The 26,743-nt window shown below is 35.7% G+C and carries 29 protein-coding genes, 1 pseudogene and 1 riboswitch; of the genes and pseudogenes, 17 read left to right on the top strand and 13 right to left on the bottom strand.

Translation table 11 applies throughout. From position 1 onward, the window contains the following. Nucleotides 1–31: 31 nt before the first annotated feature. Nucleotides 32–778 (bottom strand): annotated as a pseudogene (locus F0362_RS23530) (catalase); the annotation flags it as partial. 182 nt (nt 779–960) lie between these two features. On the opposite strand from F0362_RS23530, the gene F0362_RS23525 reads away from it, so the two are divergent. Beyond that, entirely contained in the window at nt 961–2,214 is a 1,254-nt protein-coding gene (locus F0362_RS23525; protein ID WP_000664869.1) for an ATP-binding protein, read from the top strand. Next, nucleotides 2,211–3,428: an ATP-binding protein gene (locus tag F0362_RS23520; protein WP_001032640.1), complete on the top strand. Its 1,218-nt coding sequence runs from the start codon at nt 2,211–2,213 to the stop codon at nt 3,426–3,428. The genes F0362_RS23525 and F0362_RS23520 overlap by 4 nt, the downstream gene beginning before the upstream one ends. Before the next feature lie 110 nt (nt 3,429–3,538). Here the strand turns inward: F0362_RS23520 and F0362_RS23515 are convergent, their stop codons facing one another. Continuing rightward, entirely contained in the window at nt 3,539–4,459 is a 921-nt protein-coding gene (locus F0362_RS23515; protein ID WP_001111099.1) for a Nif3-like dinuclear metal center hexameric protein, read from the bottom strand. 332 nt (nt 4,460–4,791) lie between these two features. On the opposite strand from F0362_RS23515, the gene F0362_RS23510 reads away from it, so the two are divergent. Continuing rightward, complete coding sequence (locus F0362_RS23510) at nt 4,792–5,115, top strand: iron-sulfur cluster biosynthesis family protein (protein ID WP_000289564.1); 324 nt, start codon at nt 4,792–4,794, stop codon at nt 5,113–5,115. Nucleotides 5,116–5,336: 221 nt separating this feature from the next. Continuing rightward, complete coding sequence (locus F0362_RS23505) at nt 5,337–6,242, top strand: DMT family transporter (protein WP_001255426.1); 906 nt, start codon at nt 5,337–5,339, stop codon at nt 6,240–6,242. Nucleotides 6,243–6,270: 28 nt separating this feature from the next. On the opposite strand, the gene F0362_RS23500 is transcribed toward F0362_RS23505, so the two are convergent. Further along, entirely contained in the window at nt 6,271–6,492 is a 222-nt protein-coding gene (locus F0362_RS23500; protein WP_000639048.1) for a hypothetical protein, read from the bottom strand. A gap of 291 nt (nt 6,493–6,783) precedes the next feature. Here F0362_RS23500 and F0362_RS23495 point away from each other — a divergent pair, with 291 nt between their 5' ends. Next, nucleotides 6,784–7,167, top strand: a complete 384-nt coding sequence (locus F0362_RS23495) for an ATP synthase subunit I (protein ID WP_000624935.1) — start codon at nt 6,784–6,786, stop codon at nt 7,165–7,167. Between the two features lie 252 nt (nt 7,168–7,419). Here F0362_RS23495 and pckA read toward each other — a convergent pair whose 3' ends face one another. Beyond that, nucleotides 7,420–9,006, bottom strand: a complete 1,587-nt coding sequence (pckA, locus tag F0362_RS23490; RefSeq protein ID WP_000108810.1) for a phosphoenolpyruvate carboxykinase (ATP) — start codon at nt 9,004–9,006, stop codon at nt 7,420–7,422. A 228-nt stretch (nt 9,007–9,234) separates the two neighbouring features. Next, a riboswitch (SAM riboswitch) is annotated at nt 9,235–9,356 on the top strand. A 169-nt stretch (nt 9,357–9,525) separates the two neighbouring features. Here pckA and metK point away from each other — a divergent pair. After that, nucleotides 9,526–10,725, top strand: a complete 1,200-nt coding sequence (metK, locus tag F0362_RS23485) for a methionine adenosyltransferase (RefSeq protein ID WP_000163114.1) — start codon at nt 9,526–9,528, stop codon at nt 10,723–10,725. Between the two features lie 41 nt (nt 10,726–10,766). Here the strand turns inward: metK and F0362_RS23480 are convergent, their stop codons facing one another. Both F0362_RS23480 and F0362_RS23475 read right to left on the bottom strand, forming a co-directional pair. Continuing rightward, nucleotides 10,767–10,946, bottom strand: coding sequence for a hypothetical protein (locus F0362_RS23480; RefSeq protein WP_000902511.1), 180 nt, complete (start codon nt 10,944–10,946; stop codon nt 10,767–10,769). Between the two features lie 6 nt (nt 10,947–10,952). Continuing rightward, nucleotides 10,953–11,132, bottom strand: coding sequence for a hypothetical protein (locus F0362_RS23475; protein WP_000424805.1), 180 nt, complete (start codon nt 11,130–11,132; stop codon nt 10,953–10,955). A gap of 252 nt (nt 11,133–11,384) precedes the next feature. On the opposite strand from F0362_RS23475, the gene F0362_RS23470 reads away from it, so the two are divergent. Further along, on the top strand, nt 11,385–11,894 hold the full coding sequence (locus F0362_RS23470; protein ID WP_000115581.1) for a MogA/MoaB family molybdenum cofactor biosynthesis protein: 510 nt from the start codon (nt 11,385–11,387) through the stop codon (nt 11,892–11,894). Further along, nucleotides 11,891–12,493, top strand: coding sequence for a molybdenum cofactor guanylyltransferase (locus tag F0362_RS23465; RefSeq protein WP_000049466.1), 603 nt, complete (start codon nt 11,891–11,893; stop codon nt 12,491–12,493). The genes F0362_RS23470 and F0362_RS23465 overlap by 4 nt, the downstream gene beginning before the upstream one ends. 280 nt (nt 12,494–12,773) lie before the next feature. Here F0362_RS23465 and F0362_RS23460 read toward each other — a convergent pair whose 3' ends face one another. From F0362_RS23460 to F0362_RS23450, 3 genes are all read right to left on the bottom strand, one after another. Further along, nucleotides 12,774–13,916 (bottom strand): glycosyltransferase family 4 protein, encoded by a 1,143-nt coding sequence (locus F0362_RS23460; RefSeq protein ID WP_001261593.1) that lies wholly within the window; start codon nt 13,914–13,916, stop codon nt 12,774–12,776. 12 nt (nt 13,917–13,928) lie between these two features. Further along, entirely contained in the window at nt 13,929–14,462 is a 534-nt protein-coding gene (locus F0362_RS23455) for a phosphatase PAP2 family protein (protein WP_000868586.1), read from the bottom strand. Between the two features lie 211 nt (nt 14,463–14,673). Next, nucleotides 14,674–15,186, bottom strand: coding sequence for a gamma carbonic anhydrase (locus F0362_RS23450; RefSeq protein ID WP_000640217.1), 513 nt, complete (start codon nt 15,184–15,186; stop codon nt 14,674–14,676). A gap of 74 nt (nt 15,187–15,260) precedes the next feature. Here F0362_RS23450 and F0362_RS23445 point away from each other — a divergent pair, with 74 nt between their 5' ends. Further along, on the top strand, nt 15,261–16,064 hold the full coding sequence (locus F0362_RS23445) for an alpha/beta hydrolase (protein WP_000267439.1): 804 nt from the start codon (nt 15,261–15,263) through the stop codon (nt 16,062–16,064). A gap of 37 nt (nt 16,065–16,101) precedes the next feature. Continuing rightward, nucleotides 16,102–17,166, top strand: coding sequence for a tetraprenyl-beta-curcumene synthase family protein (locus F0362_RS23440; protein WP_001102465.1), 1,065 nt, complete (start codon nt 16,102–16,104; stop codon nt 17,164–17,166). A gap of 37 nt (nt 17,167–17,203) precedes the next feature. Here the strand turns inward: F0362_RS23440 and F0362_RS23435 are convergent, their stop codons facing one another. From F0362_RS23435 to F0362_RS23415, 4 genes are all read right to left on the bottom strand, one after another. After that, complete coding sequence (locus F0362_RS23435) at nt 17,204–18,505, bottom strand: PepSY-associated TM helix domain-containing protein (protein ID WP_079519663.1); 1,302 nt, start codon at nt 18,503–18,505, stop codon at nt 17,204–17,206. Nucleotides 18,506–18,660: 155 nt separating this feature from the next. Beyond that, nucleotides 18,661–19,335, bottom strand: a complete 675-nt coding sequence (locus tag F0362_RS23425) for an aspartate/glutamate racemase family protein (protein ID WP_070173859.1) — start codon at nt 19,333–19,335, stop codon at nt 18,661–18,663. A 249-nt stretch (nt 19,336–19,584) separates the two neighbouring features. Next, a complete protein-coding gene (locus tag F0362_RS23420) occupies nt 19,585–20,157 on the bottom strand; it encodes a tRNA 5-(aminomethyl)-2-thiouridylate-methyltransferase MnmM (protein ID WP_000764465.1) in 573 nt (190 codons plus the stop codon). Further along, entirely contained in the window at nt 20,154–21,113 is a 960-nt protein-coding gene (locus F0362_RS23415) for a tRNA modification radical SAM protein MnmL/YtqA (protein ID WP_000868008.1), read from the bottom strand. The genes F0362_RS23420 and F0362_RS23415 overlap by 4 nt, the downstream gene beginning before the upstream one ends. 115 nt (nt 21,114–21,228) lie before the next feature. Here F0362_RS23415 and F0362_RS23410 point away from each other — a divergent pair, with 115 nt between their 5' ends. From F0362_RS23410 to F0362_RS23380, 7 genes are all read left to right on the top strand, one after another. After that, nucleotides 21,229–21,492 carry a YtzC family protein gene (locus tag F0362_RS23410; RefSeq protein ID WP_000840865.1) on the top strand — a complete coding sequence of 88 codons (264 nt, stop codon included), beginning with the start codon at nt 21,229–21,231 and terminating at the stop codon, nt 21,490–21,492. Nucleotides 21,493–21,507: 15 nt separating this feature from the next. Further along, the gene (locus F0362_RS23405) at nt 21,508–21,657 is read left to right on the top strand and encodes a hypothetical protein (RefSeq protein WP_001129345.1); all 150 of its coding nucleotides are present in this window, start codon (nt 21,508–21,510) and stop codon (nt 21,655–21,657) included. Between the two features lie 136 nt (nt 21,658–21,793). Then, nucleotides 21,794–22,816 (top strand): DUF418 domain-containing protein, encoded by a 1,023-nt coding sequence (locus tag F0362_RS23400; protein ID WP_149889987.1) that lies wholly within the window; start codon nt 21,794–21,796, stop codon nt 22,814–22,816. 257 nt (nt 22,817–23,073) lie between these two features. Beyond that, nucleotides 23,074–23,835: an ABC transporter ATP-binding protein gene (locus tag F0362_RS23395; RefSeq protein ID WP_000165849.1), complete on the top strand. Its 762-nt coding sequence runs from the start codon at nt 23,074–23,076 to the stop codon at nt 23,833–23,835. 16 nt (nt 23,836–23,851) lie between these two features. After that, nucleotides 23,852–25,711 (top strand): FtsX-like permease family protein, encoded by a 1,860-nt coding sequence (locus F0362_RS23390; protein ID WP_000897747.1) that lies wholly within the window; start codon nt 23,852–23,854, stop codon nt 25,709–25,711. A 156-nt stretch (nt 25,712–25,867) separates the two neighbouring features. Continuing rightward, nucleotides 25,868–26,056, top strand: coding sequence for a hypothetical protein (locus F0362_RS23385; RefSeq protein ID WP_001168330.1), 189 nt, complete (start codon nt 25,868–25,870; stop codon nt 26,054–26,056). A 112-nt stretch (nt 26,057–26,168) separates the two neighbouring features. Further along, nucleotides 26,169–26,735, top strand: a complete 567-nt coding sequence (locus F0362_RS23380; protein ID WP_000454203.1) for a tyrosine-type recombinase/integrase — start codon at nt 26,169–26,171, stop codon at nt 26,733–26,735. The last annotated feature ends 8 nt before the right edge of the window (nt 26,736–26,743 follow it).

The raw sequence follows: 26,743 nt of genomic DNA, 5'->3' as shown, positions 1-26,743 counted from the left end.
AGTATCCCCCTTATATGTGTTAGTATGCTCTATCCCAAATTAACGAATGAACGCCGAGCTTTGGCTTCCAGTGGAATTTTACGAATCGCGACTTTCCATTTTTATTAACGAAACGAAATGTATGAACGCCAAATCCTTGCATCATTCGAAAACTTCTTGGAATTGTACGGTCGGACATAATCCACATCATCATTGCAGCTGATTCTTGATTATTGGCGATGAAGTCCCAAAAAGTATCATGTGCTGTTTGGCCCTGTGGAATTTCATTATGTGGCTCTGGTTTAAGGGCGTGAATAAGATCAGGAAATTTAATACCATCTTGAATGAAGAAAATTGGTATGTTATTTCCTACTAAGTCGAAATTTCCTTCTTCTGTATAAAATTTAACAGCGAATCCTCTAACATCTCGATTCGTTTCATTGGCTCCTTTTGATCCCGCTACTTCAGAAAAACGAACGAAAAGTGGTGTTGTTTTTGAAGGGTTTTGTAGAAAGTGTGCCATTGTTAGCTCTTCTAAAGATTCATATAACTCAAAAATGCCATGTGCTCCGTATCCTCGTGCATGAACGACTCTTTCAGGAATTCGTTCACGATCAAAATGAGAAAGCTTTTCTCGCATAAGAAAATCTTCCAGAAGGGTAGGGCCACGATCACTGGCAGTTAAAGAGTTTTCATCATTTGAAATTTTAACACCTGTATTTGTTGTCATCTCCTTTCCTTCATTTTCGGGTGTAAAGGATTGGAGCTGTTCTGTCTTTTTATTTTTTTTGCCGTCCATATAAAACACCTCCCATAATATACGTATTATTGATTGTAGTTTTTATGCTTGCATATAGTCTGAAGATATTACACTGTTGGTATGATTTTCCTCAAATGTTCGATTTATCTTTGTTTGTCTATGAAAATCATTTATTATAATAAATGGTATTCTTCGAGATATTATTTTGAAGGGGTGTTAAAGTGAAAGAAAGTTTTCTATCATATAAAGAAGAAGAAAGGAATGCAAAAATTTTCTTATGGGTGCTATTTGTTACTGTTACTGCATATCAAATTTTCTATGCAATCGTATTAGAAAATAAATCACTAACGGATAAGGGACATAACATACTATGGCAAGTTATTTGTGGAACAGCAATACTCGGCGTGAATATATATTTAATAAAAAAAGAGAAAGCAAACCTTGTTAAATATACATGTTTATTTGCATACATAGGGATAGAAATGGCTAATATACTTTCGTATATTCTTTATAATAAGGCGGCATTTGATGGGGTAAATATAATAGAAATTATTCTCATTTTCTTTGTACCTATATTTTTAAATAAAAAGTATTTTGTGTTTTTACTTGCTACGATTATAGGGAAATATGTGATTTATTTATTTGTATTAGAGGAAGTAAAAGCGTTTATGTTTCTTATTATGTACACACTTTTATTAATAGCTGCATACATCATTTTAAATCGATTTTTACAATATCTTTCAGCTGTAAAGGAAAGTATTAAGATTGCTAGTGAATCACAAAAATTAGCAGTGATCGGAAAAATGGCAGCGACAGTCGGGCATGAAATTAAAAATCCACTTGCTTCGTTAAAAGGATTTACACAATTACAGCGAGAGAAGCATGAAGATGATCCTATTTATAAACGAATGATCTTTGAAATAGAAAATATGAATAATATGATAAGTGAGTTAATGGAAGTTGCTACATGTAAACCTTCTATTTATGAGAAACATGATGTAGGAAAAATTGTATTACAAGCAGTAAAAACTCTTCGCGAAAAAATGAATGAATCAAATGTTCAACTTATTTCTAATGTGGAAGAAAAAACAGTGGAAGTTGAATGTGATGAACGAAAAATAAGAGGAGTTTTTTTATATGTCATAAATAATGCTCTGGAGGCAATGGAGCAAGGTGGCATTTTAGATTTGCGATTAGAAAATAAAGGGAAAGATTATGTGATGATAAGTATAATCGATAGTGGTTACGGTATTAAGAAGGAAAATTTAGCCCGTGTGACAGAGGCTTTTTATACAACGAAACAAGATAAAATTGGTCTAGGACTTACGGTAGCGGATCGAATTGTTGCCGAGCATCTTGGTGAATTATGCATTGTAAGTGAAAGAGATATTGGAACAAGAATAGACATCATTCTTCCAATGAAGTTTGGAAATTATGAAATCCAAGTGGAAGAAAAGCTAGGAGTTACCATATGAATAAAGGCTATATATTTAAAAATGAAGAAATAAAGGCACTCAAAGTATTTTTAAGCTTATTTTTTATTATATTTTTTGTATATGATCTTGCCTATGAATTTATCGTACCTTTAATAGGGGGAGAACAAGAAGGAGTAGGAAAATTCGAAGATGGTTTAGGTTTATGGCTCTATTTTTGGATGGTGATATTGTTTTGCATCGGCATATATTTTATGAAATGGAAGAATCCATTTGCGGTAAAGTATATCATTTTAATTGGCTATAATATATTAGATTTTATCCATAATATTATGATTTATTCTGGTAGTGATGCTGAGTTTGATGGTGGAAATATAGTAGAAGGATTTTTCATTTTATTTGCACCAATCTTCGTGAGTAAAAAATATTTTTGGTTAGTTATAGGGATAATTGTTGGAAGGTACGCTCTTATTGGAATCATTATTCAATCTTCTCTCGTTTTAATCCCAATGGCATTATGTAGCGTATTCTCCATTATATGTTGGATTATATTTTTGAGATTCCAGTCTTACATTCGTACGATTGAGATGATGGATAAAGAAATAAAACAAACAGAAAAGCTAGCAACTGTTGGAAAAATGGCAACAGTTATTGGCTATAAGATTAGAAGACCTTTAGCAACTTTAAAAAAACTTGTGAATAAACAAGCGAACAAGCATCCCGAGGATAAGATTTATAGCGATATTATGAAGCAAGAGGTAGAACGAATTCATACAATTACTACAGAACTTAGTGGGTTTGAGAAATCTAAATCGCTAGAATCAGAAACTCATAACATACAAGAAATTATCGCTTATGTTATTCGGGTTATGGGTAAGCCTGCTTTAGAACAAGGGGTGCACATACAAGGTATTTACAGTAAAGACATACCGTCAATTACATGCGACGAAAAACGATTAAAACAAGTATTTTTTAATTTAATCAAAAATGGGATTGAAGCAATGTCAGTTGGTGGGACGATTACGATTAAAGTTACCGTAGAAGATGGAATCGTCGTTCAGGTGAAAGATGAGGGGTGCGGCATTCCAAAAGATAAAATTCCAAAGTTAAATGAAGCTTTTTACACAACGAAAGAAACGGGCACAGGTTTAGGGTTAGTAGTTACAGAAAAAATTATTAAAGACCACAACGGTAAAATGAGCTTTGAAAGTGAAGTTGGAGTTGGAACGACGGTAAAGGTAATGTTGCCGATGTAATGATAAAATATTCGAAAAAGGGAGATTACTTACTTGAGAGCGATCTCCTTTTTTATTCTGTAAAAAATAAATTGATGTGTGTACCCATCTTCACTAATTAAAGTGTCCTTTTATAACCACCATTTCTCCTGCGGAATTAAAGTAATATCCAAACGAAAGTTCTCTTTAAACCAATCATATATCAATGTCTCTTTCACTAAGTATTCAGAGGCAGAGTGCGACACACCGATGAGTGACATATTCGTTGTTTTTACATAATCCATAATGAGCGAGTATTTATGTCTACCGTAATCATTGTCGATATGGCAATGGATTTCTCCTGCAATATATGCTTCAGCACCTTTTTCTTCTGCTTCGTTCATTAAAGATACGACATCGCCACATCCAGCGATAATTGCAATTTTTTTAATGGAATCGTGTTGTTTACCTTCGAAGTCTGTGTAAGGAATGTGGAAGAGTTTTTTTAGACGTTTTTGGAGTGCTTCTGTTGATGTTTCATCTATTTCACAAATGAGACCGACTGGCTCGCTTTCTGGACCACCGTAAGCAAATCCGTCAATTACACTGGCTTGGAGTGCTTTTGCGATTGAAATGCTTGTTCCATACGTTTGATGAAAATCCATTGGTCCGTGACATGTATATATAGAAAGTTGTTTTTCTTTTATCGCCTGCAAATATTTTTCTGGAATGGGAATAAAACCACGGCCTGATTTTCCAAGCGGATCACCGCACTCCATTACAAGTGGATGATGCATAAAGAGTAAATCACCGGGTGTCGATTGTGAAATGAAAGCTTCAAGAACGTCATCTGTAGGGAATACAGATAAAAATACTTTGTTTACATTTTCAGCCCCTCGTATCATAAGACCGTTAAATAGCTCTACAAAAGTTGCTTCAAAAAATTGTTGCCATGGAAATTGGATAGAATCATATACAGCAGGGATAAAGCGACTAAAGGCAATGTCTTTTCCGTATTTTTCGATTTGGAATATATGATTGAGTGATTGTTCTATTTCTTTTAAAGCTGGCATGTTGTGTTATCCTCCTTAAACTAATTCTTACTCTATTAGTTATTTTTATTGTTCATGGCAAAATAAGAAGCGGATAGGAAACAAATAAAACCTAGAATCCAACCAATAGAAGGAGAATAGGGAAGTATATGTTGTAATATCATTCCGCTAGAAATAAAAAAGCTACCTAATAGGCCTAATAAAATAGGATATCGCTTTAGTTGAGACATCAGTGATAGAACCTCCTTTATCACATACATTGTATATTAGTCTTAATTTTCTGTATACAAAGTTTTAGAAAAATAGTGGTACAATATATGAATGATATGAGAAGAAAGGATGAACATTAACAGATGTACGTTACTGTAACAGAAGCAGCATATAAAAAAATTATGGATACGATTCCAAATGAAGCGAAATATATAAAATTATTTTACGATAATGAAGGTTGCGGTTGTGTTATGAGCGGAATCATTGATTTAGTAGCTGTAGCTGAAAAAGATGAGCGTGATGTAGATATTGAATCAAGTACACTTAGCTTTATCGCCGATCGTACAAAGCTTGTATTTATGGATGATAAGTTAACGGTTGATTGGCATGAAGGTGGAGGAACTCTTCAGTTAAAAAGCCCGAGCCAGTTTTATAATCCAAATATGAAGTTACATGTTCGAGTATAATAAAGAAAAGACGGTTCCAATATGTTTTTGGAATCGTCTTTTTTATTGCATAAGGTGTTATTATTGCCGTTTTTTGTTGATAAGTCGATATACTTAAAAATCGCCGATATAATTTCATGTGTCAAAGTAAAGCTCTTGATACAATAAAAAGATTTTTTCACATAATGAAATGTACACATGATTGAATTTTCTGTATAATTTTCTTTGCGGAGGGGATACGCATGAGAAGATGGGGAATTGAGTTATTAATTTTAAGTGTGGTTATGATTTGGGGTATTAACTATACCATTGCAAAATATGGACTTGTAGAATTTACAGCAATTGAGTTTACTGCTATTCGGATGATGGCGGCGGCACCGTTACTGTTATTGCTTACATTCTTTATTGAAAAGTCGCTTTATGTGGAGCGAAAAGATATACCAAGATTAATCGTTGTTAGTTTTGTAGGTATTGTACTATATCAAACGTTATTTATGGAAACTGTTAAATATACATCCGCTACAAATGCCTCTTTACTCATTTCTATTTCACCTATTTTTACAACTTTATTTGCGGTTTTTTTGAAACAAGAAAAGTTTTCTTCTCGGAAGTTAATTGGTTCTATGATTGCCTTTGTGGGTGCAGCATTAGTTTTAGTAGCGGGGCATTCACTCGCTAGTTCTTTTTACGGGAATGGAATTGGAATGATTACATCAATATGCTGGGGGCTTTATCCTGTTTTAGCAGGGCCATTAATTAAAAAATATTCAGCACTACGTGTTACTGCATGGTCGGCATTAGTTGGAGCAATTCCGCTTTTATTATTAAGTGGTCCACATGTATTTGTCATGCCGTTTCACATTACAAAAGGGATGACACTATTTGCTTTACTATATTCTATTTTCTTTGTAACAGTATTTGGTTTAGTAATGTGGTATATCGGTGTTCAAAAAATTGGGGCATCCCATACGATGGTATATATGTATATTACACCGATTGTAGCGGTTTTATTTGCAGCTATATGGGCAAATGAATCTATTTCATTACAACAAATGATCGGTGGGATAATCATTTTCTTTGGTCTATGGTTTGTAAAATTGGAGAAAGTAAAAGTTCATACTACCGTACAGGAACCTATATCAAAATAGGAAAACAGATCACTTATGATCTGCTTTCCTATTTTTTTATTTTTGGTAAGAAGACGAGAAATAAGATAGCAGTAATAAGTGGAATTAAGTTTAAAAATGGAATACGGAAGAGTGTGATAAGAATAATACCTGGAAGGAGAACACCGAGGACAGCGTAGAAAATACTATGATTTTTCGTGTACCAATATAGCGAAAGTCCAATAAGTGCAGGGACAATGAGATGAATGAGAGCCATTAAAAAATAAATCATTAGACGCCCCCTTTATTTGTGTATTTATTACATCATATCCGTATGTTCATAGATTGATATCACTTTTTTCATAAATGGACGAAAAATGTTTGGAAAAACGTCACAAATTATAAGAATATGATGTTCGAAATCTTGTATAATATTATTTTCTGAAAACATTTAAACAACATAAACATTGGGTTTATGTTGTTTTTAATTTGAGTGAAGAGAATTTTAAGTAGTATGAACTCGAAAGAAATGAGTTATACAGCTTTTGTTGGATAGATTAAAACTACTGAAGAGGGGTACAGCATGATTAGTATGTCATTAAGATCGTTTAAAATTCAATCGTATTATTTACTAGGTATTCTGCTATTAGGCTGGATGTTAACGCCGTTTTCAGCGCATTTTCTAGGTGCAGGAATTGGACTTATCGTAAGTATGTATTGTGTTTGGCTTTTAGGGAGACGAATTGAGAAGCTTGGAGATAGCATTGTAAAGAAAACGAAAGCACCGACGCTCGGTATGTTTAACCGTTTTGCCGCTGCTATTTTGGGTGCTATTATTATGTATGAAATTGAGCACCATATGGTGATGTGGGCTTTTGCAGTAGGGATTATGGGCGGTTATTTCTTAATTGTTGTTAATTTAGGCTACTATAGCATGAAAGATGAGAAAGAATTAACGAAGAGATAAAAAGATAAAAGCTGCTCTTTAGATGGGATAGAGGATCCAGCGGTGGCTAGAAGCGGTTAGAGCCTTTTTTAGCTCCGTACTTGTATAAAAAATAGATAGAAAGAAGCTTACGTAAAAACGTAAGCTTCTTTTTTATGTAAGTGTGTGTAACCGTTAAGCCGCATTGGGTTTTGTCGGTGAGTACGCGAAACTTTTCGGTTACACGACACTTATTCATATGAGTAAAGGGTTATTCCAACAGAAAGTTTTAACTTAAGCGATTGGACCGCCTAAGTTAATAATAGCTTCAGAAACGCTGTCGAACTTTTTGAAGTTCTCTTTGAATTCGTTTGCAAGTTCAATTGCTTTTGTTTTGTAAGCAGCTTTATCAGCCCAAGTTTGTTCAGGCATTAATACTTCGTCAGGTACACCTGGTACGTGAAGAGGTACTTCAAGACCGAAGATGTCATGTTTAGCAGTTTCAGCTTTTGCAAGTTCACCGCTTAGTGCCGCTTGAATCATTGCGCGAGTGTAACCTAAGTTCATACGCTTACCAACACCGTATTCGCCACCAGTCCAGCCAGTGTTTACTAAGAATACTTTCGCATCGTGTTTCTCAATTTTTTCACCAAGCATTTCAGCATAGCGAGATGCATCAAGTGGTAAGAATGGTGAACCGAAGCAAGTTGAGAATGTAGCTTGCGGAGATGTAACGCCGCGCTCTGTTCCTGCTAGTTTACTAGTGTAACCACTTAAGAAATGATACATAGCTTGTTCTTTTGATAACTTACTGATTGGAGGCAATACGCCAGATGCATCAGCAGTTAAGAAAATGATTGTATTTGGATGTCCTGCAACACTTGGCAGCACGATATTGTCAATCGCATGCATAGGGTAGGCAGCACGTGTATTTTCTGTTAAAGTAGTATCGTTATAGTCAGCGATGCGTGTTTGATCATTAATGACAACGTTTTCTAAAACAGATCCAAATTTGATTGCATCAAAGATTTGTGGTTCTTTCTCATGAGAAAGGTTTACACATTTCGCATAGCAACCGCCTTCAATATTGAATACACCGTTATCAGACCAACCATGCTCATCATCACCGATTAATTTACGGTTTGGATCAGCAGATAAAGTTGTTTTACCTGTTCCAGATAAACCGAAGAATAGTGCTACGTCACCTTCTTCACCTACGTTTGCAGAGCAATGCATAGAAAGAATATCTTGTTCAGGTAGTAAGAAGTTCATAATAGAGAAGATTGATTTTTTCATTTCTCCAGCGTATTCTGTACCACCAATTAGTACGATACGTTTTTCGAATGAAACCATGATGAATGCTTCAGAGTTTGTACCGTCAATTACTGGATCTGCTTTAAAGTTCGGTGCAGAAACAATTGTAAACTCTGATTCATGAGTTGTTAATTCTTCTTCAGTTGGACGAATAAATAATTGATGTACAAATAGATTGTGCCATGCATATTCGTTAATAACTTGAATTGGTAGGCGATAGTTGCGATCGGCGCCTGCAAATCCTTTGAAGACGAATAACTCTTCTTTTTCTTTTAAGTATTCTAAAACTTTAGTATATAATTTATTAAAATGTTCTTCAGAAATCGGTTGGTTCACAGCTCCCCAAGCAATTTTGTCAGCAACCGATGCTTCTTTCACAATAAATTTATCTTTAGGAGAACGTCCTGTGTATTTTCCTGTTGAAGCAGAAACTGCACCAGTAGAAGTTAATTTCCCTTCATTTCGCATTAATACTTTTTCCACTAATTGCGGAACACTTAGTTGAATCTGTGCATTGCTTCCGTTCAATAATTCATGTAAACCGATTTGGACATTCACAGTACTCATATTTATATACCATCCTTTTCATTTAATGAAATATTTCTCGTAATCCCCATCAAGAGTATAACACAATTATATAAATAATGTATACTATTTATTTATTTTTGTTTGTGTGAATGTATTATTTCCTTATTAATATTTCATTCCAGGCGTATTGAGAAAAACTTTCAGGAAAATGTGAATATTAATTGACAAATGAATATCATTTCTTTAGTATAGGTTGGGACGGATACTCTCTTATCCCGAGCTGGCGGAGGGACAGGCCCGATGAAGCCCAGCAACCTCACTTGTAGTGGTAAATACATGTGAATAGGTGCTAAAACCTGTGCGAGGCTAATGGTCTCGAACGATAAGAGCAAAGGGCAAAAAGCAGTATGCAAGTAGCAAATTAAACCTTTCCTCTATGTTAAGTAGGAAAGGTTTTTCTGTATGCTTGTGTGGGAGAATAAATGTATGTCGCAGTTTGTGGCAAATTAAGGATGAGTTCCGTACAATATATACAATTACTGTAGGGAGGTTTACCACATGACAAAAAAACGTCATCTGTTCACATCTGAGTCTGTAACTGAAGGACATCCAGATAAAATTTGTGACCAAATTTCTGATTCAATTTTAGATGCGATCTTATCAAAAGACGCAAATGCACGTGTAGCTTGTGAAACAACTGTAACAACTGGTTTAGTATTGGTAGCGGGGGAAATTACGACTTCTACTTACGTAGACATTCCAAAAATCGTTCGTGAAACAATTCAAGGCATTGGTTACACACGCGCAAAATACGGATTCGATGCAGAAACTTGTGCAGTTTTAACATCTATCGATGAGCAATCTGCTGACATCGCTATGGGTGTTGACCAAGCGCTAGAAGCACGCGAAGGTCAAATGACTGACGCTGAGATTGAGGCAATTGGTGCAGGAGACCAAGGTTTAATGTTTGGTTTTGCATGTAATGAAACACAAGAATTAATGCCACTTCCAATCTCGCTTGCTCACAAATTAGCTCGCCGTTTAACTGAAGTACGTAAAGATGACACATTATCATACTTACGTCCGGATGGAAAAACGCAAGTTACAATTGAGTATGATGAAAATGGTAAACCTGTACGTGTAGATACAATTGTAATTTCTACACAGCATCATCCAGATGTTACATGGGAAGAAATCGATCGCGATTTAAAAGAGCATGTAATTAAAGCTGTAGTTCCAGCAGAATTAATGGATGGAGAAACGAAATTCTTCATTAACCCAACTGGTCGCTTCGTAATTGGTGGACCACAAGGTGATGCTGGTTTAACAGGACGTAAAATCATCGTTGATACTTACGGTGGATACGCTCGCCACGGTGGCGGTGCATTCTCTGGTAAAGATGCAACGAAAGTTGACCGTTCTGCAGCATATGCAGCTCGTTATGTTGCGAAAAATATCGTAGCAGCTGGACTTGCTGACAAAGCAGAAGTACAACTTGCATACGCAATTGGCGTAGCACAACCAGTATCAATTTCAGTTGATACATTTGGCACTGGTAAAGTATCTGAAGACGTACTAGTAGAACTAGTTCGTAACAACTTCGATCTTCGCCCAGCTGGTATTATTAAAATGCTAGACTTACGTCGCCCAATTTACAAACAAACAGCAGCTTACGGTCACTTTGGACGTACTGATGTAGATCTTTCATGGGAACGTACAGACAAAGCAGCTACTTTAAAAGAGCAAGCTGGTCTATAATATATGAAAAAAAGCTTTGCGCAGTGAGCGCAAAGCTTTTTTTATTTCGTTTTACTTACAATTTGAATGCATGATTTACAATACACTTCTCCGTCTAGCTCAATATATTTTTTCATATTAGTCATACCACTTGCTGGAAATGGCATATGAATCCGTGATTTTTCATATGTTTGTATTTCTTTTTCACATGATTTACAAATGGTCCGTTTCTTATGTAACATATGCAATCAACCTTTCATTTGACGTGCTTTACCCGCGCAAAAGGCACTGCTTAGTAAAAATAGCGTTGCGAATATAATACTTACTAATGTGGCGTATGGAATTGCTCCTTTTAGAGAAAAACCGACAGTGATGGAAGCAACGAATAAGAGGATGAATGTTGTTGTTAATTTTTTGTATAGTTCCATAATAGGTAGACCTCCGATTTATTTGGTAGTGCAATTTTAAAAACTGAATTCTACTATGTAGAAAATATAAGAAAAGTTAAAGGTTAGCTAATGATGTGAAGTCTAGGGGGATAAGAAAGAATGTTTTTCATTTTCCTTTTTGTGGATTACTATACTTATATTGTATCATGATGCATCATCGTCTTCATACATAATTGTGTAAAGGTATGTATGATAAAATGAAGAAAAGTCTTTAAGAAAGGAAGAAGAAAAATGAGTGTCAATGAACATAAAAAACAAGCGCCAAAAGAAGTGCGTTGCAAGATTGTAACAATTTCCGATACACGTACGGAAGAGACAGATAAGAGCGGACAACTATTACATGAATTGTTAAAAGAAGCAGGCCATACAGTGACTTCTTATGCAATTGTAAAAGATGATAAAGAAAGTATTCAGCAAGCAGTGTTAGCTGGTTATCATAAGGAAGATGTTGATGTTGTATTAACAAATGGTGGTACAGGTATTACGAAACGTGATGTCACAATTGAAGCCGTATCAGCGCTATTAGATAAAGAAATTGTCGGATTTGGTGAGTTGTTCCGCATGATTAGTTATTTAGAAGATATCGGAAGTAGTGCAATGTTAAGTAGAGCGATTGGTGGCACAATTGGGCGAAAAGTTGTCTTTTCAATGCCAGGATCTAGCGGAGCAGTTCGCCTTGCGATGAATAAGTTGATTTTACCGGAGTTAGGTCATATTACATTCGAACTGCATCGCCAATGAGTAAGTGGGCTGGAATTGTATTAGCAGGTGGTATGTCGAGTAGGTTTGGTGAGCCGAAAGCGTTAGCAAGCTGGCAAGGGAGTACGTTTATTGAGCATATTTTGAAAGTGATGACAAGGACGCTCCAAGAGGTTGTAGTCATTAGTCATTCTGATATAAAAGAGCGAGTAGAGCAATTCGTACAAGTTCCTGTTATAGAAGATATTCCGCACTATAAAGGAAACGGTCCACTTGCTGGAATTGTATCAGGAATGGAATATATAGAAGCAGATTGGTACGCTATTATGCCTTGCGATGCGCCAAATGTTTCGCATGAGTGGTTTACTATTTTATTAGAGCAAACGAACAATGAATATGATGCGGTTGTACCTATTATTAATGGAAGAAAACAACCGTTACTTGCAGCGTATCATAACCGTGTGAAAGAAAAGATTTATACTTTACTTCAAGAAGAAAAAAGAAGTATGGGGCAGCTTTTATTACAATGTAATGTGAAATATGTTGCCGGAGAAGATATACAAGCAAATGCAGAATGGTTTATAAATGTAAATACGAAAGAAGAATATGCGCAAGCTCAAAAAAACCTTTCAAATGAATGAAAGGTTTTTTGATATACAGAATTGGGGAACAATTGCTGTATAAAGGTATGTGAGTAAGCTGATTTTAAGGGGAATTCTTAAAATCACTATACAGTAAAAATACTGTATAACCATATATTAATTTTTATGGGTTTTTATTACAAGTCTGTTTAGTTATGTTTATTTTTGTTATAATGTATATAGAAATAAAGTGATATTTAACCTTATGTATCATTTATTAAACTAAAATTTGTGTTCGTGTAATAAACTCCCTTCATTTTTTTGAAGGGAGTTTTTGTGTTTAAGCGAGTAATTCTGATGTGGCGTGCTGAAGGACTTCTGCATATTGATTAAGTAAGCCACGAAAAATCTCATCCCAGCTTTTGGATTTCGCATAAGACGAAGCTGCTATTCCCATCTGTATAAGTTTTTCTTTATTTTGTAATAAAGAATAAATGGATGATAGAAATGCATCCGCATCTTTTGGTGGACAAAGAACTCCCGTTTTTCCATCTGTAATAATATTTTTAACTCCGCCACTATTTGCACCAATGACAGGGGTACCACATGCAAGTGATTCGAGTACGACATTTCCAAACGTTTCAGTAGCTGATGGAAATACCATTATGTTAGAACAAGCATATGCTTCAGCTAAATCTTCACCTTGTAAATAGCCAGTAAAAGTGACATTTGTTTTCGAGACAGCTTCACATAAGTTTGCTGCTAGAGGACCATCTCCGGCGATGAGCCAATGAATGTCGTTTCGAGTATGCGCGGATTTAACGATAAGGTCTTGCAACGTATCAATATCTTTTTCAGGAGCAATCCGTCCAACATAGGAAAGGACATACTTCGCTGTAATATTATATTTTTTTCGGAATAGGTCTGTATTATAAGCTGGATGAAAGAGTGTGCAATCTACACCACGTCCCCAAATAGAGAGGGACTGAAACCCTTTATTTTTTAGTTGATGTAATGTTTCAGAGGAAGGAACAAAATTCTTTTGCATATGACTATGAAACCATTTTAAATAGTTCCAAAGCATATTAGAGAGGAATTCGATTTTGTAATAGCGTAAATAGGCATCGAAATCAGTATGATAAGAACCGACAACTGGAATGTTTAACTTTTTTGCATAATACAATCCACAAAGTCCCATGTTGAAAGGTGTAGCAATGTGAATCATATCAGGTTTAAAGGTAAGAAGTTCCCGTTTAATGCGCGGAGTAGGAAAAGAAAAGCGGCATTCTGGATATAATATTGTTAACGGGATACTTCTCATTTTGTTCACATTTGCTACGAAATTATCTTCAGCGGTATGCTGAGGGGCGAAAACAGAATAGGCGATATTTTCTTTTTGAAAGTAACGTGTTAATCGCTCTAATGTTTTCGCAACCCCATTGATTTGTGGTGTAAAAGTATCGGTAAATATGGCGACTCTCATCATATCGCTCCTTTACGTGAAGAGTGGGATGCATTGATAAAAAGAGATGATGCCAGAGCAAGTGCCGAGGCACATACCGACGAATACGTCTGACGGATAGTGAAGCCCTAAATAAATGCGAGAAATCCCGACGCATAATGCTAACGGTAATAGAAAAACAAGTAAGCTTGGATTATAGCAAATAAATGGAATGAACACAGAGAAAACAGCCGTTGTATGACCAGACGGGAAAGAGTGGTCTTTTAATGGATGGACTGGATATTTTGCATCCTGAATTGTTAAATAAGGACGTTTTCGTGGATAATATCTTTTTAATATTTGCACAGGAATATGGCTAATTGCTAAAGAAATAGCAGTTGCAATTGCAGCTTGATGCAAAGTCCCTTTTGCGAAAATTAAAAAGAAAAGTGTGAGTGCAATGGAGAAAGTGGCACCACCAATATGAGTAATATTGCTGAAAAAGATATTTAATGTTTTTTGATCAAAGTAGCGATTAATTCCTTTGAAAATGTAACATTCTATTTTATATAATCCACTGACCTTCATGAAGATTCTCCTCCCTCATCTACATATATATGGAGATATTTGCTTCTATTTTAATAAGATTTTGTTGAGGGAATAATAATGTTTTGTAAAGAAAAAGTTAGTTTTTATAAAGTGAAACTTTAATCAGTGGGGATTCTGTTCATCCACCACTGATTATTAGCCTTCACCAATCGGGATGAAAAAAGCTGCCAATCTTATGGCAGCAGGAAAATTATTTTTGTAATGATTTATAGTATTGACCTTTTTCAACGTATTGTGTGCGAATTCGTTCCATGTCTTTACGGTCTTCTTCTGTTAATTCACGAATGACTTTCGCTGGGCGACCGAACGCTAACGTATTTGGTGGAATTTTCTTCCCTTGTGAAACGAGACTCCCAGCACCGATAAAGGCTCCTTCACCAATTTCAGCACCATCTAATATAATAGATCCCATTCCAATTAAAGCATCTTTTTTAATGTGACAGCTATGTAAAATGACTTGATGTCCAACTGTAACGTCATCTTCTAAAATAAGAGGATACTGAGGGCTTTGGTGGAGTGTACATTGATCTTGTACATTTACCCGGTCTCCAATTATAGTCGGTGATACGTCACCTCGGATGACTGTATTAAACCAAATACTTGCTTCTTCACCAATGGAAACATCGCCTGTAATCGTAACATAGTCAGCGATAAAAGCACTACTCGAAATTTTTGGGTTTTTTTCTTTATAAGGATATATCATGTAAAGCCTTCCTTTCCTAGAGACTAGTTTTAGTGTATCAAATTATGAAAAAGAGTGAAATGGAGGAGGTCTGTATGTGGAATTATGAAGCGGAGGAAGCGAAAGCTGTAGTCGTTATTGTACACGGCGCAATGGAATATCACGGACGCTACGAAGCGGTCGCGGAAATGTGGAATCATATCGGCTACCACGTCGTGATGGGAGACCTTCCGTCACATGGAACGACTTCGAGAAATAGAGGACATATTGATTCATTTGATGAATACATAGAAGAAGTTAAATTATGGGTGAAAGAAGCTAGAAAATACCGGGTACCTATTTTTCTATTCGGTCATAGTATGGGCGGTCTTATCGTGATTCGTATGATGCAAGAAACGAAGAGAGAAGATATAGATGGTATCATTTTAAGTTCGCCATGTTTAGGCGTATTAGCTGCACCTGCTGCTCCGCTTCGAGCGGCTTCAAAAATATTAAATGTTGTTGCACCAAAATTGCAATTTGCAACGAATCTTACAGTGGAAATGTCGACACGTAATCATGAAGTGAGAGATGCGATGGAGAATGATTCATTGTTCTTGCGCAAAGTATCAGTACGTTGGTATAGTGAATTAATTAAGTCTATTGAAATGGCTCATAAGAAAATAAACGATTTTCCAGATGTTCCGCTCTTGCTAATGCAAGCATGTGAGGATAAACTTGTAGATAAAACACGTGTCCGCATGTGGTTTGATAATGTTAAAATAAGTGATAAGGCATATAAAGAATGGCCTAATTGTTATCATGAATTATTAAATGAGTATGAGCGTGATGAAATTTTGAATTATATTCAGTCATTTACTGAAATACGTATCAATAACATAATAGAAACAAATAAGTAAATTATTTGTACAATGAATAGAGGAGATGAAGGAAGAAGTGAACGTACCGAGTAATCCCATAACGCTCATGGCGAAAGTATACCGTGATGTGTTTCCGGTTGTACACCATGAGCTAGCGATGTGGAAAGAGCGTGCCTACCATATTCCGAATGATGAGCTTCATAGTCAGGCAATCGCAAGTATTGAGCATAAAACGTTTCATTGCGAGGGCGGTGGCATTTTAGCGCTATTAGCAAATGAACATCGAGAGGAATGTATTCGTTTTATCGTAGCGTATCAAACGATTAGCGACTATTTAGATAATTTATGTGATCGCAGTACATCACTTGATCCGAACGATTTTGCCGCGCTGCATGAATCCATGTTAATGGCATTATCACCTGAAGTAGAAGGTGGCGGTAATTATTATCGTTATCGTGATGATCAAGATGATGGTGGTTATTTAGATGAACTTGTTGAAACGTGCCAAGATGTTTTAAAGAAAACGAAGCACTATGACAAAATTGCTCCTGTTCTTCATGAACTAGCTTGTTATTATTGTGATTTACAAATTCATAAACACGTGAAGTTAGAAGAAAGAGAACCACGTTTAAAAACATGGTTTGAAGCACATAAAGAAAACTTACCCGAGATGAGCTGGTTTGAATTTTCAGCATGTGCCGGTTCTACGCTTGGAATCTTCTGTCTTGTAGCATATGCATTTCATGATGAATTACATGATGAAGATATTGCGAAAATTAGACAAGGGTACTTCCCTTACGTACAAGGACTCCATATTTTACTTGATTATTTTATCGATCAAGAAGAAGACCGTATAGGCGGAGATTTGAATTTCTGTAGTTATTACGAAAACGAGCAAGCTATATTAGATCGCATGAAACATTTTGTAGAAGAAGCAGAGAACAGCATTGGTGATTTGCCTCATGCGAAGTTTCATCGTCTTATTAGCCGAGGGTTACTTGGTATTTATTTATCAGATCAAAAAGTATCAGCACAAAAGAATATGCACAAAATGGCACGGCGCATTGTAAAATACGGAGGGCTTACTTCACGATTCTTCTATTGGAACGGGAAGTTGTACCGAAAGAAAATGGCGCAGTGATGAAGAAAACCACTCTATATGAGTGGTTTTCTTTTCATTATAATCGTATTTTTGAAAATACATATATAAGAAGTTCAATCGCAAAAATAACTAAAACAGACAGTCCGAATAAAGGCATGACAGCGCCTAGTATAACCATCATGATAAAGAAAACGAGTACGCTTTTCTTATCTCTTTGCTTTGGCGGTGCTGCTAATTTTCCTTTCGGCTTTCTTGCTAACCACATTTTTATTCCGTAATAAATGAGAAGTAATAAAGAAAATGTCGTTAGTAAGCATAATATTTTATTTGGCCATCCGAATAAATGTCCTTCGTGAAGCGGGATGCCGTAAGTGAACCATTGTGCAAGTAATCCATAATCACGATAGTCCGTTTTTGAAATGAGTTCCCCGCTATATTGATCAAAGTAAGCTGTTATCTCTTTATTTGGTGCAACATGCATACCTGTAATACCAGAACCGCTCGATTTCGAAACAGTGAATACACCTTTCGGATCAGCTGGTAGTGAGATAACATATGGCTTTTTTATTTCAATTTCTTTTTGTAATTCATCGACAGAAATTGCTTTCGGTTCATTTGAATTCGATTCAGGCGGAGCTTCTTTTCTTGTTGCCCACGGCAATTCTTTTACCTTCGATTCAGGTGGTGCCATATACAATTTGGGATATCCGATCGATTCATTCGACGCTGCGATTTTATAAATTTGGTTGCCCATAAATCCTGACCACGGCAATCCAGATGCGACTAGCAGAAAGAGAGGAATTGTAAATATAATACCGATAATAGAATGACGTCTTTTTGCTTTTTCTCGCTTATTGGATGATGGTGTGTTTTTGAATTGGCGTATACTCATGTACAATCCGGTTACGATTAAAAAGATTGTCCAGCATGCCGCAAGTTCTACAGTATAGTTGACGACAGTGCCACCAACTAAAAGAGAACTATGTAATTCCCTCATGATATTGGCAAACGTTTCACTTGCATTTTGATCCCCAACAATTTGATTATTGCTGTCTAAATATACATATTTTTGTTGCCCAGTATATTCATTCGCAATAGTAAGCCTCGTATTATAATCCCCATTAAACTCACTAATTTTCGCCACGCTATAATGTGGATATTTTTTCTCTGTTAAGGAAATAGAATCAGACATCGAAATAGACTCTGTTTGGGCGCTCTTCCCAAAATACAAATCTTTATAGATGAAATCCTCAACCTCTTCCCGAAATAAATACCCAATTCCGCTCAGTGACAAAGTAATAAGAAGTGGCGTAATAAAAAGACCAGCATAAAAATGCCAACGCCAAAAAATGTAATGAAGCGAACGATTTACTTTCATACTTTCAGTTCCCCTAACCTTCCCTATATGAATAACTACTTATTTAATATAGCGAGATTAAGTGTGGATACTTTGAAAGAATTGTGAAGAAAGTTAAAAGTTTTGGGGGTTTTTAGCAAACAAAAAACACATTTTAAAAGGGCTGTTTTCTATGTTTATGAAGATCTTTTAGTATTTGATAGATACATCCAAACAACCGCCTCAGCAAGACATTGAGCAGAATCCACAAAATCTTCACTCGCCACAACATTCAAATCAGTACATGCGATAATAGCAGTATCTATTTCATCTTTTAATTGTAAAACGAGCGCGCTCCATAATTTGCGGGCTTCTTCAACTTCTCCGCTTTTAATACAAGTAATAATTTGATTAATCATCTCCTGCCATTTTTCATTATGGAGGTATTCTATATTACGTTTTGCAATCCCGTCTTGGTAAATTCCAGCTTGAACAGTCGCTTCTGTTGCGAGAAGAGCGACTCTTTTTACAGTTTCAGGAATTGCTCGTAACGTCTCATCGACTATATTCAAAATTGGAATAGAAAGAGAATGCTGTAATTCTTCAAAATAAAGATGCGCTGTATTGCAAGGTATAGCAATAAAGTCTACACCAGCACTTTCGAGTTTTTGTGCTCCTTCAATAATCGCTTTTTTCATCGCTTCGTGATCGATAGGACGATCCATGTAAAACGGTGTTGGGCAAGAATAAATCATCATATGAGGAAAGTCTATATCATGTTTTGCTCCGTATATTGTTTGGCACTCTGCTACAACTGTATCGACGAATGGCCCAGTTGATTTTGGCCCCATTCCTGCTAGTATTCCAATCATTTTTTCGTCTCCTTTAACATTGTATATATCCATTATATAGGAGAATAACAAAAAGACGTGCAGTGAGTGCACGTCTTTTTTTGTTATGTTTTGTCGAATAATCGATATATCCAAGAAATCGTTGATATATTGTAAGTTATGATAGATATATCGAAAAAATCGTTGATATATCCCGAGTTATGATAGATATAATTGAAAAATCGTTGATATAATTACCCCGTTAATGCCCCCACTGATTAAAGTTTCACTTTATCGCTTCTCAATCGCCACAATAAATGGCGGGTTATTTTGCTGGTTAATGAAGCCGTATCGCAAAACGTGAGCTTGTTTTTGGTCGAGTTCTTCTGCAAATTTAAGTACAGCGTCGCGTTCTACTTGTCCTTCTGGATGTCCGTGGTAAATGACAAGGACGATGATACCTTCAGGTGCCATTATTTCTAATAATTGTTCGATCGCCGAGATTGTTGAGTTCGGCTTTGTAACGATATGTTTGTCTCCGCCTGGAAGGTAACCTAAGTTGAAGATTGCGCCTGTTACTTTTCCTTTTGCATCTTCTGGTAATACGGATACAAGTGTATCGTGACTATCGTGAACTAAAACAGTACGTTCGAAAAGTTTTTTTTCTTTTAGACGGATAGTAGAACTTTCAATTGCTTCTTTTTGAATATCAAATCCAAATACTTTTCCGTTATCTCCAACAATTTCAGCTAGGAAGCAAGCATCATGACCATTTCCAAGTGTTGCATCTACAGCGTAATCGCCTTCTTTAACAGCCGTTTGCAGCAGCGAGCGAGCAAACGGTAATACACGTTCTAATTTCATTTTTGTTTCTCCTCATTTGCATATTTTCCTTGCCAGCTTCCGCGGCGTACAAATTCTGCATCGATGGAATTTAATACTTCCCATTTATTTAAGCTCCACATTGGGCCAATCATTAAATCAGGTGGACCGTCACCTGTGATACGGTGCACAATTACGTCTTCTGGAATCATTTCAAGTTGGTCAACAACGAGACTTACGTAATCTTCAAGAGAAAGAAACTCCAATTGTCCTTTTTCATATTGCTTCACCATTGGCGTTCCTTTTAATAAATGAAGCAAATGAATTTTAATTCCTTGTACGTCAAGCTTCGCTACTTCACGAGCTGTTTCCATCATCATGTCGTAATCTTCAAGTGGAAGACCATTAATAATATGAGAGCAAACTCTAATGCCGTGCTTACGTAATTTATTTACACCTGCAACGTAAGACGGATAATCGTGGGCGCGGTTAATAAGATTGGCAGTACGTTCATGGACAGTTTGTAGTCCAAGCTCAACCCAAAGATAAGTGCGTTTATTTAAGTCCGCTAAATATGCAACGACATCGTCCGGTAAACAATCTGGACGAGTTGCGATAGAAAGACCGACAACGTCTTTTTCTGCTAGAAGCGGTTCAAATTTTTCTTTTAACACTTCAAGTGGAGCATGTGTATTTGTGTACGCCTGGAAATAAGCGATACATTTTCCGTCTTTCCACTTTGCGTGCATTTTTTCTTTCATTTCATGATATTGCGTTATAACATCATCGCGGCGATCGCCAGCGAAGTCACCAGATCCAGCGGCACTGCAAAATGTACAGCCACCATAAGCAACTGTACCGTCACGGTTCGGGCAATCGAAGCCAGCATCTAATGAAACTTTAAAGATTTTTTCACCAAATTCATTTCGTAAATGGTAATTCCATGTATGATAACGTTTATTGTCGTTTGTATATGGAAAAGGGTTTTGAACCTTCATTACTTTCCCTCCTAAGACGAGTCAAAATGAAACAAATAAAATCCATTATAACATACTCATAAGGTTCAGATGGAAGGGACACACTAAAGGGGAATTGAAGCAAGGAGGGACAATTATGGCAGAGCGTCAATCACTTGAATCGTATATTACACAGGCGGAACAAGCGGTGGAATATGCGAAAGAGCAATTAGATCTTGGTATGAGACAAGAGCATTACAATACGATGGAGTATTCAGATGCACAGTTACAATTAGAACAAGCATATAACGATTTACAAACGATGCAACAACATGCGAATGATGAGCAACGTGAGCAGTTAAATAGAGCACGTATGGCAATTCGCCAATTGCAACATCAAATGATTATTACACCGCACTAATAAGGAGTGAATGTAATGGCGAAACGTTCAGATCAAAATAACCCAGAGCAAAAAACACAAAATGGACATAACGCTGAGTTTTCGAATGAGCTTGATCCAGTTGTGCAAGTGAAACAGCGCAACAGTAAAAAAGGACAACCTCAAAGATCGAAGCAATCAGAGTAGACCAGGTCGCAATATGACCTGGTTTTATTTTATTATATTACAATAATGTAAGATTCCTGTAAGGTTAACCGATAGTTACGATTGTCCTTTTCCAGTAGAGTAAGGAAGGATTAAATTTTATACAAGGAGTTGCTTTATGGGGAACAATATTACAAACAAACGAATTGATGAGTTAGATTACATTCGTGGTTTCGCACTACTGGGGATTATTTTAGTAAATATTCTTGCACTACTTAATATTAAAATTCCAGACCCTAATACAGTGGATGCAAGTTATCAAAGGTTTCTATACTTATTTGTAGAAGGTCGTTTCTTCTCAATCTTCTCATTCTTATTTGGAGTAGGATTCTATATCTTTATAACGAGAGCAATTGCGAAAGGGAAGAATGGATATGTTCTATTTCTACGCCGAGTAGTTGCACTATTTATTTTCGGTTTGATTCATTACATGTTTCAGCCAGGAGAGGCATTAACGTTATATGCAATTTGCGGGTTAATCGTTTTACCATTTTATAAAGCGAAAAAACAAGTGAACTTAGTTATTGGCCTTATTTTAACAATTGCTTTTAGTGTAATGGGGATTAAAGAACTATTACCACTCGGCTTAATTTTATTAGGTCTTGCTGCAGGCCAATATCGTGTATTTGAAAATCTCACGCAAAACATAAAGAAAGTCGCTATTTTTACAGGTATTATGTTTGTTTTAAGTGTCGTAGCTGTATGGTATCAATACGGGCACGTACCTGCTGAGCCATTTGTAAATATGATACTTATGAATGAGGACGGAACAATGGATGCTGCAGGCCGATTTTTAAAAATTGGTGTTACAGTTGGATCAGTCATTTCAGCTTTCTATGTGGGAGCATTAATTTTATTACTTCAATTAAAAACAGTTCAAACATTGTTAGCACCACTCAAATACTATGGTCGTATGGCGTTAACAAATTATATCGGACAAACTGCAATGATTTTAATTGCAGGAAGTGCATTTAACTTTGCGGGAAACTTAACGTACATGCAGACGTTATATGTATGTATTGCAATTTACGCAATTCAAATTGTGTTTAGTGTGATTTGGATGAAAATCTTTAAGATGGGTCCACTAGAATGGATTTGGCGTGTTATTACGTACTGGACGGTAACACCTTTAAAGAAATAAAGAGAGAAGTAGGCTGTTCCTTTTGTGGAACAGCCTACTTTTATTTTCAGCTTTTGTCGGTAAGTCAATATAATTTCATTTACGGATGTACCATTTCAAAAAGTGAACGAATTTGTATTTAAAGGAAAAAAGTCAACCTTACATGCTCAGCCTTTTTATATTACAAAAGTGTAAGGTAAATGTAATGTTAACAAATAGCAGTTCCCCTCCAAAAAGCGCAAAATAGGTAATGGAAAAACAAGCATAGGAGGATATATATGACGAAACCAGTTGTAGACGTGAAAAACGTTCAAAAAGTGTACGGTAAAAAAGGTGAGAACCAATCACACGCGTTAAAAGGTGTATCATTCTCAATTCAAGAGGGTGAGTTTGTAGGAATTATGGGACCATCTGGTTCTGGTAAAACGACATTATTAAATGTAATTTCAACGTTAGATAAAGCAACAGGCGGCGTTGTTGAAATTGCGGGTACGGATATTACAAAAATGAAGCAAGGTGAGCTTTCAGATTTCCGTTCACAAAAGTTAGGATTCATCTTCCAAGACTTTAACTTATTAGAGAACTTATCTATTTACGAAAACATTGCACTTCCACTTTCACTTCAAGGTGTTTCATCACGTAACATTGGACCGAAAGTAGAAAAAGTAGCAGATATGTTAGGAATCACAGAAATACTTCAAAAGTATCCATCTGAAGTATCTGGTGGACAAAAGCAACGTTCGGCAGCAGCGCGCGCTTTAGTACATGAGCCAGCAATTATTTTAGGGGACGAGCCAACAGGAGCGCTTGATTCTAAAAATGCAGCGAGTTTACTTGATGCGATGACAAACTTAAATGAAGATCAAGGTGTATCTATTATGATGGTTACACATGATCCGTATAGTGCAAGTTACTGTCAGCGTATTTTATTCATTCAAGATGGTGAGCTATATAAAGAAATTCACCGTGGTGGTACACGTGAAGAGTTTTATAAAGAAATTTTAGATGTGCTTGCAGACTTAGGCACACAAAAAGCGTAGGAAAGGAGACTTTGGCATGTTATTCAAACTTTCCATGTCAGGGCTAAAAAGTAAGCTGAAAGATTATATCGTCTTACTGGTTGGTCTTGTCATGTCGATTTCAATTTTTTATATGTTCCAAACGTTAGCGTTAAACGAGGCCTTCCTTAAGGAAAATTCTACTATTGGTCAAATTGGATTTGTATTCCAAGCAGGTTCATTTTTACTAGCTATTATAACGTTCTTCTATATTTTGTATGCGAACTCTTTCTTACTATCTCTTCGTCAAAAAGAGTTTGGTATGTATATGATGTTAGGAGCAAAAAAACATAAAGTTACATTACTTATGTTTATTGAAACAATCGTATTAGGTGCTGCGTCTCTTGCGATTGGTATTATAGTTGGTGTAGGACTTGCAGAAGGTATCGGACAGTTATTAATGAAACAATTAGAATTTGCTGGTGAAGGCTATAAAGCATTTTATTTACCATCTATGACTGTTACTTGCATCTTCTTCTTTGCACTATTTGTATTATCAGCAATTATGAATAGTATTAAATTATCTCGTATTTCTGTATTACAACTTGTACATGCAGATGCACAAACAGAACGTGTTGCGGTAAAAGGGAAAATGACAGGTTTAGTTGCATTCCTTGCGGTTATTTTATTAGGTATTGGCTATGCATCAATGATTTATATGGAAAAACTAAGAGAAATGGGAATCATTATTGCATTAATTACAACAACAGCTGGTACTTACATGCTATTTGGATCGCTTCTTCCTGTTATTATTAAAAAGTTAAAAAGTAATAAAAAACGAAGCGAAAAAGGGCTTAACGCTTTTACTTTTGCACAATTAAACTTCCGTATTAATAGTTTAACGAAAGTGCTTGCGACAGTAGCAATGTTAGTTGCTCTTGGAGCGGGTGCAATTTCAGGTGGTATGGCGTTTAAAAATAATGTTATAAAAATGGTAGATGGTTTAGTAATATATGATTCAGTAGTTCATAACCCAACAGCTGAAGAAAAGAAAATTTTAGACGGTATTACATTTAAAGAGAAAAACGAATATCGTTACAAAGTAGATGATAAATACGTTTACTATATAAAAGAGGATTTAGAGAAAAATCGTCCTTTAGTAAAAGATATGGCAAACATGAAATCGATGAAAGATTTAGTGAATACGAAGAAAGCTTCAGAGGAACTACCAGTAGGTGCAGTTTCTAGAGACATGAATGAAACAGATGCGAACGCTAAAGAACTTCCAAAAGAATGGGTTGATGCTTTTAGTACAATCCATCCATATTATATATACGAAGATCATGCGATTAAAATTGTAGATCAAAAAATGTACGATGGGATAAATGGTAAAGAAGGTATAGCATTTATCGGAAAAGTAGATGATTTCTTAACATATACAAAAGAATGGAAAAAACTTGACGAGTTGCAGCTAGATAAATATAAAAATGTAACGGCTGAAAGAATGAACAGTAAATATCAAGCTTACGACATGTTCTACGGTTTTGCGAGTGGAACAGTGTTTATGGGCTTCTTCCTTGGCATTGCTTTCTTAGCGATGATGGCAAGTTGCTTAATGTTTAAAATTCTGTCTGGTGCATCAAAAGATATTACGCGTTATCAAATGCTTCGTAAAATCGGGGTGCGCCGTGAATTATTAACAAAATCTATTTATAAAGAGTTATTCTTAGTATTCTTATTCCCGGCAATTGTCGGTATTGCTCACGTATTAGTTGGTATGAATATTTTCGGATTTATTTTACTTGATCCGTACTTCCGTATTTGGGTACCAATTGTAATTTTCGTAGTTATTTATGCGATTTATTACTTCATTACAGTTCAATTGTATAAAGGAATTGTTCTTCCGAAAGAGGACTAATAACAAAAATACCGAGCGTAGGGCGCTCGGTATTTTTGTTATTTTCAGAAAAAATAACGAAAAACATTGATATGTTACTTAATTATGTTATAAAATATAATTAAGTAACATAAACTAAACATATAAAGTAGCAGGAAATGAAAGGAGGAATCCAACTTGCAGAAAGAAGATGGATCTTTATTTGAAGTTATAAGTATAGCGCTAAGGTCCAAAGAAGTTTTACTATTTTCATCTTTATTCCTCGTTATTTTTCTAACCGCAACGTATTTTTACAATAGTAAGTTTCCAAATCATAAATATCCAGAATTTTTAGGTGCATTAAAGTATATCGCTTCAATTGTATAGCGTAAAAAATTTAAAAGGAAATGGATAATACATGGAATTCCCATAGCATGATAAGGTAAAATGGACAACATGATGAGAAAATTACAGTTCATAAGATGAGGAGAATACATGTATGGAAGTTGTAGAGGCATTAAAAGATATAAGCCAAATTGAGGCTATGAAAAAATATTTGAAAGAGCATTCCCAGCGAGATTATCTTTTATTCGTTATTGGAATTAACACGGGTTTAAAAATTACTGAGCTCCTTAGTATGAAGTTTGAAGATGTATTAAATGAAGATGGAACTGCTAAAGAGTTTTATTCTCTTCCTGTGAAAGATGAAAAATTTAAACAAGATATTTATTTAAATACAAAAGTAAAGGAAGCGCTTTTAGCGTACGTACAATCTTTTGATGCTCAAAGAGAAAACTATGTATTTCAATCTAATAAAACGACAAATTCAATTACGCGTCAACAAGCTTATCGGGTGATTCATAATGCTGCGGAAGCAGTTGGAATTGTTGGGAAGATTGGAACGAATTCAATGAGAAAAACATTTGGGTTTCACGCGTACAAAAGAGGAATAGCGATTGCGCTACTGCAAAAACATTTCCATCACGCAACGCCATCAGAAACGCTCAAATATTTAGGTATTTCAAAAGATGAAAAGTTTAAAACGGAGATCGATGTAGATTTGTAAAAGCCGTA

It is taken from the genome of Bacillus sp. BS98 (assembly GCF_008432245.1).
Lineage (GTDB): Bacteria > Bacillota > Bacilli > Bacillales > Bacillaceae_G > Bacillus_A > Bacillus_A toyonensis.
Note: the sequence above shows the minus strand (reverse complement) of the source record. Positions and strands in the feature narration are given on the sequence as shown.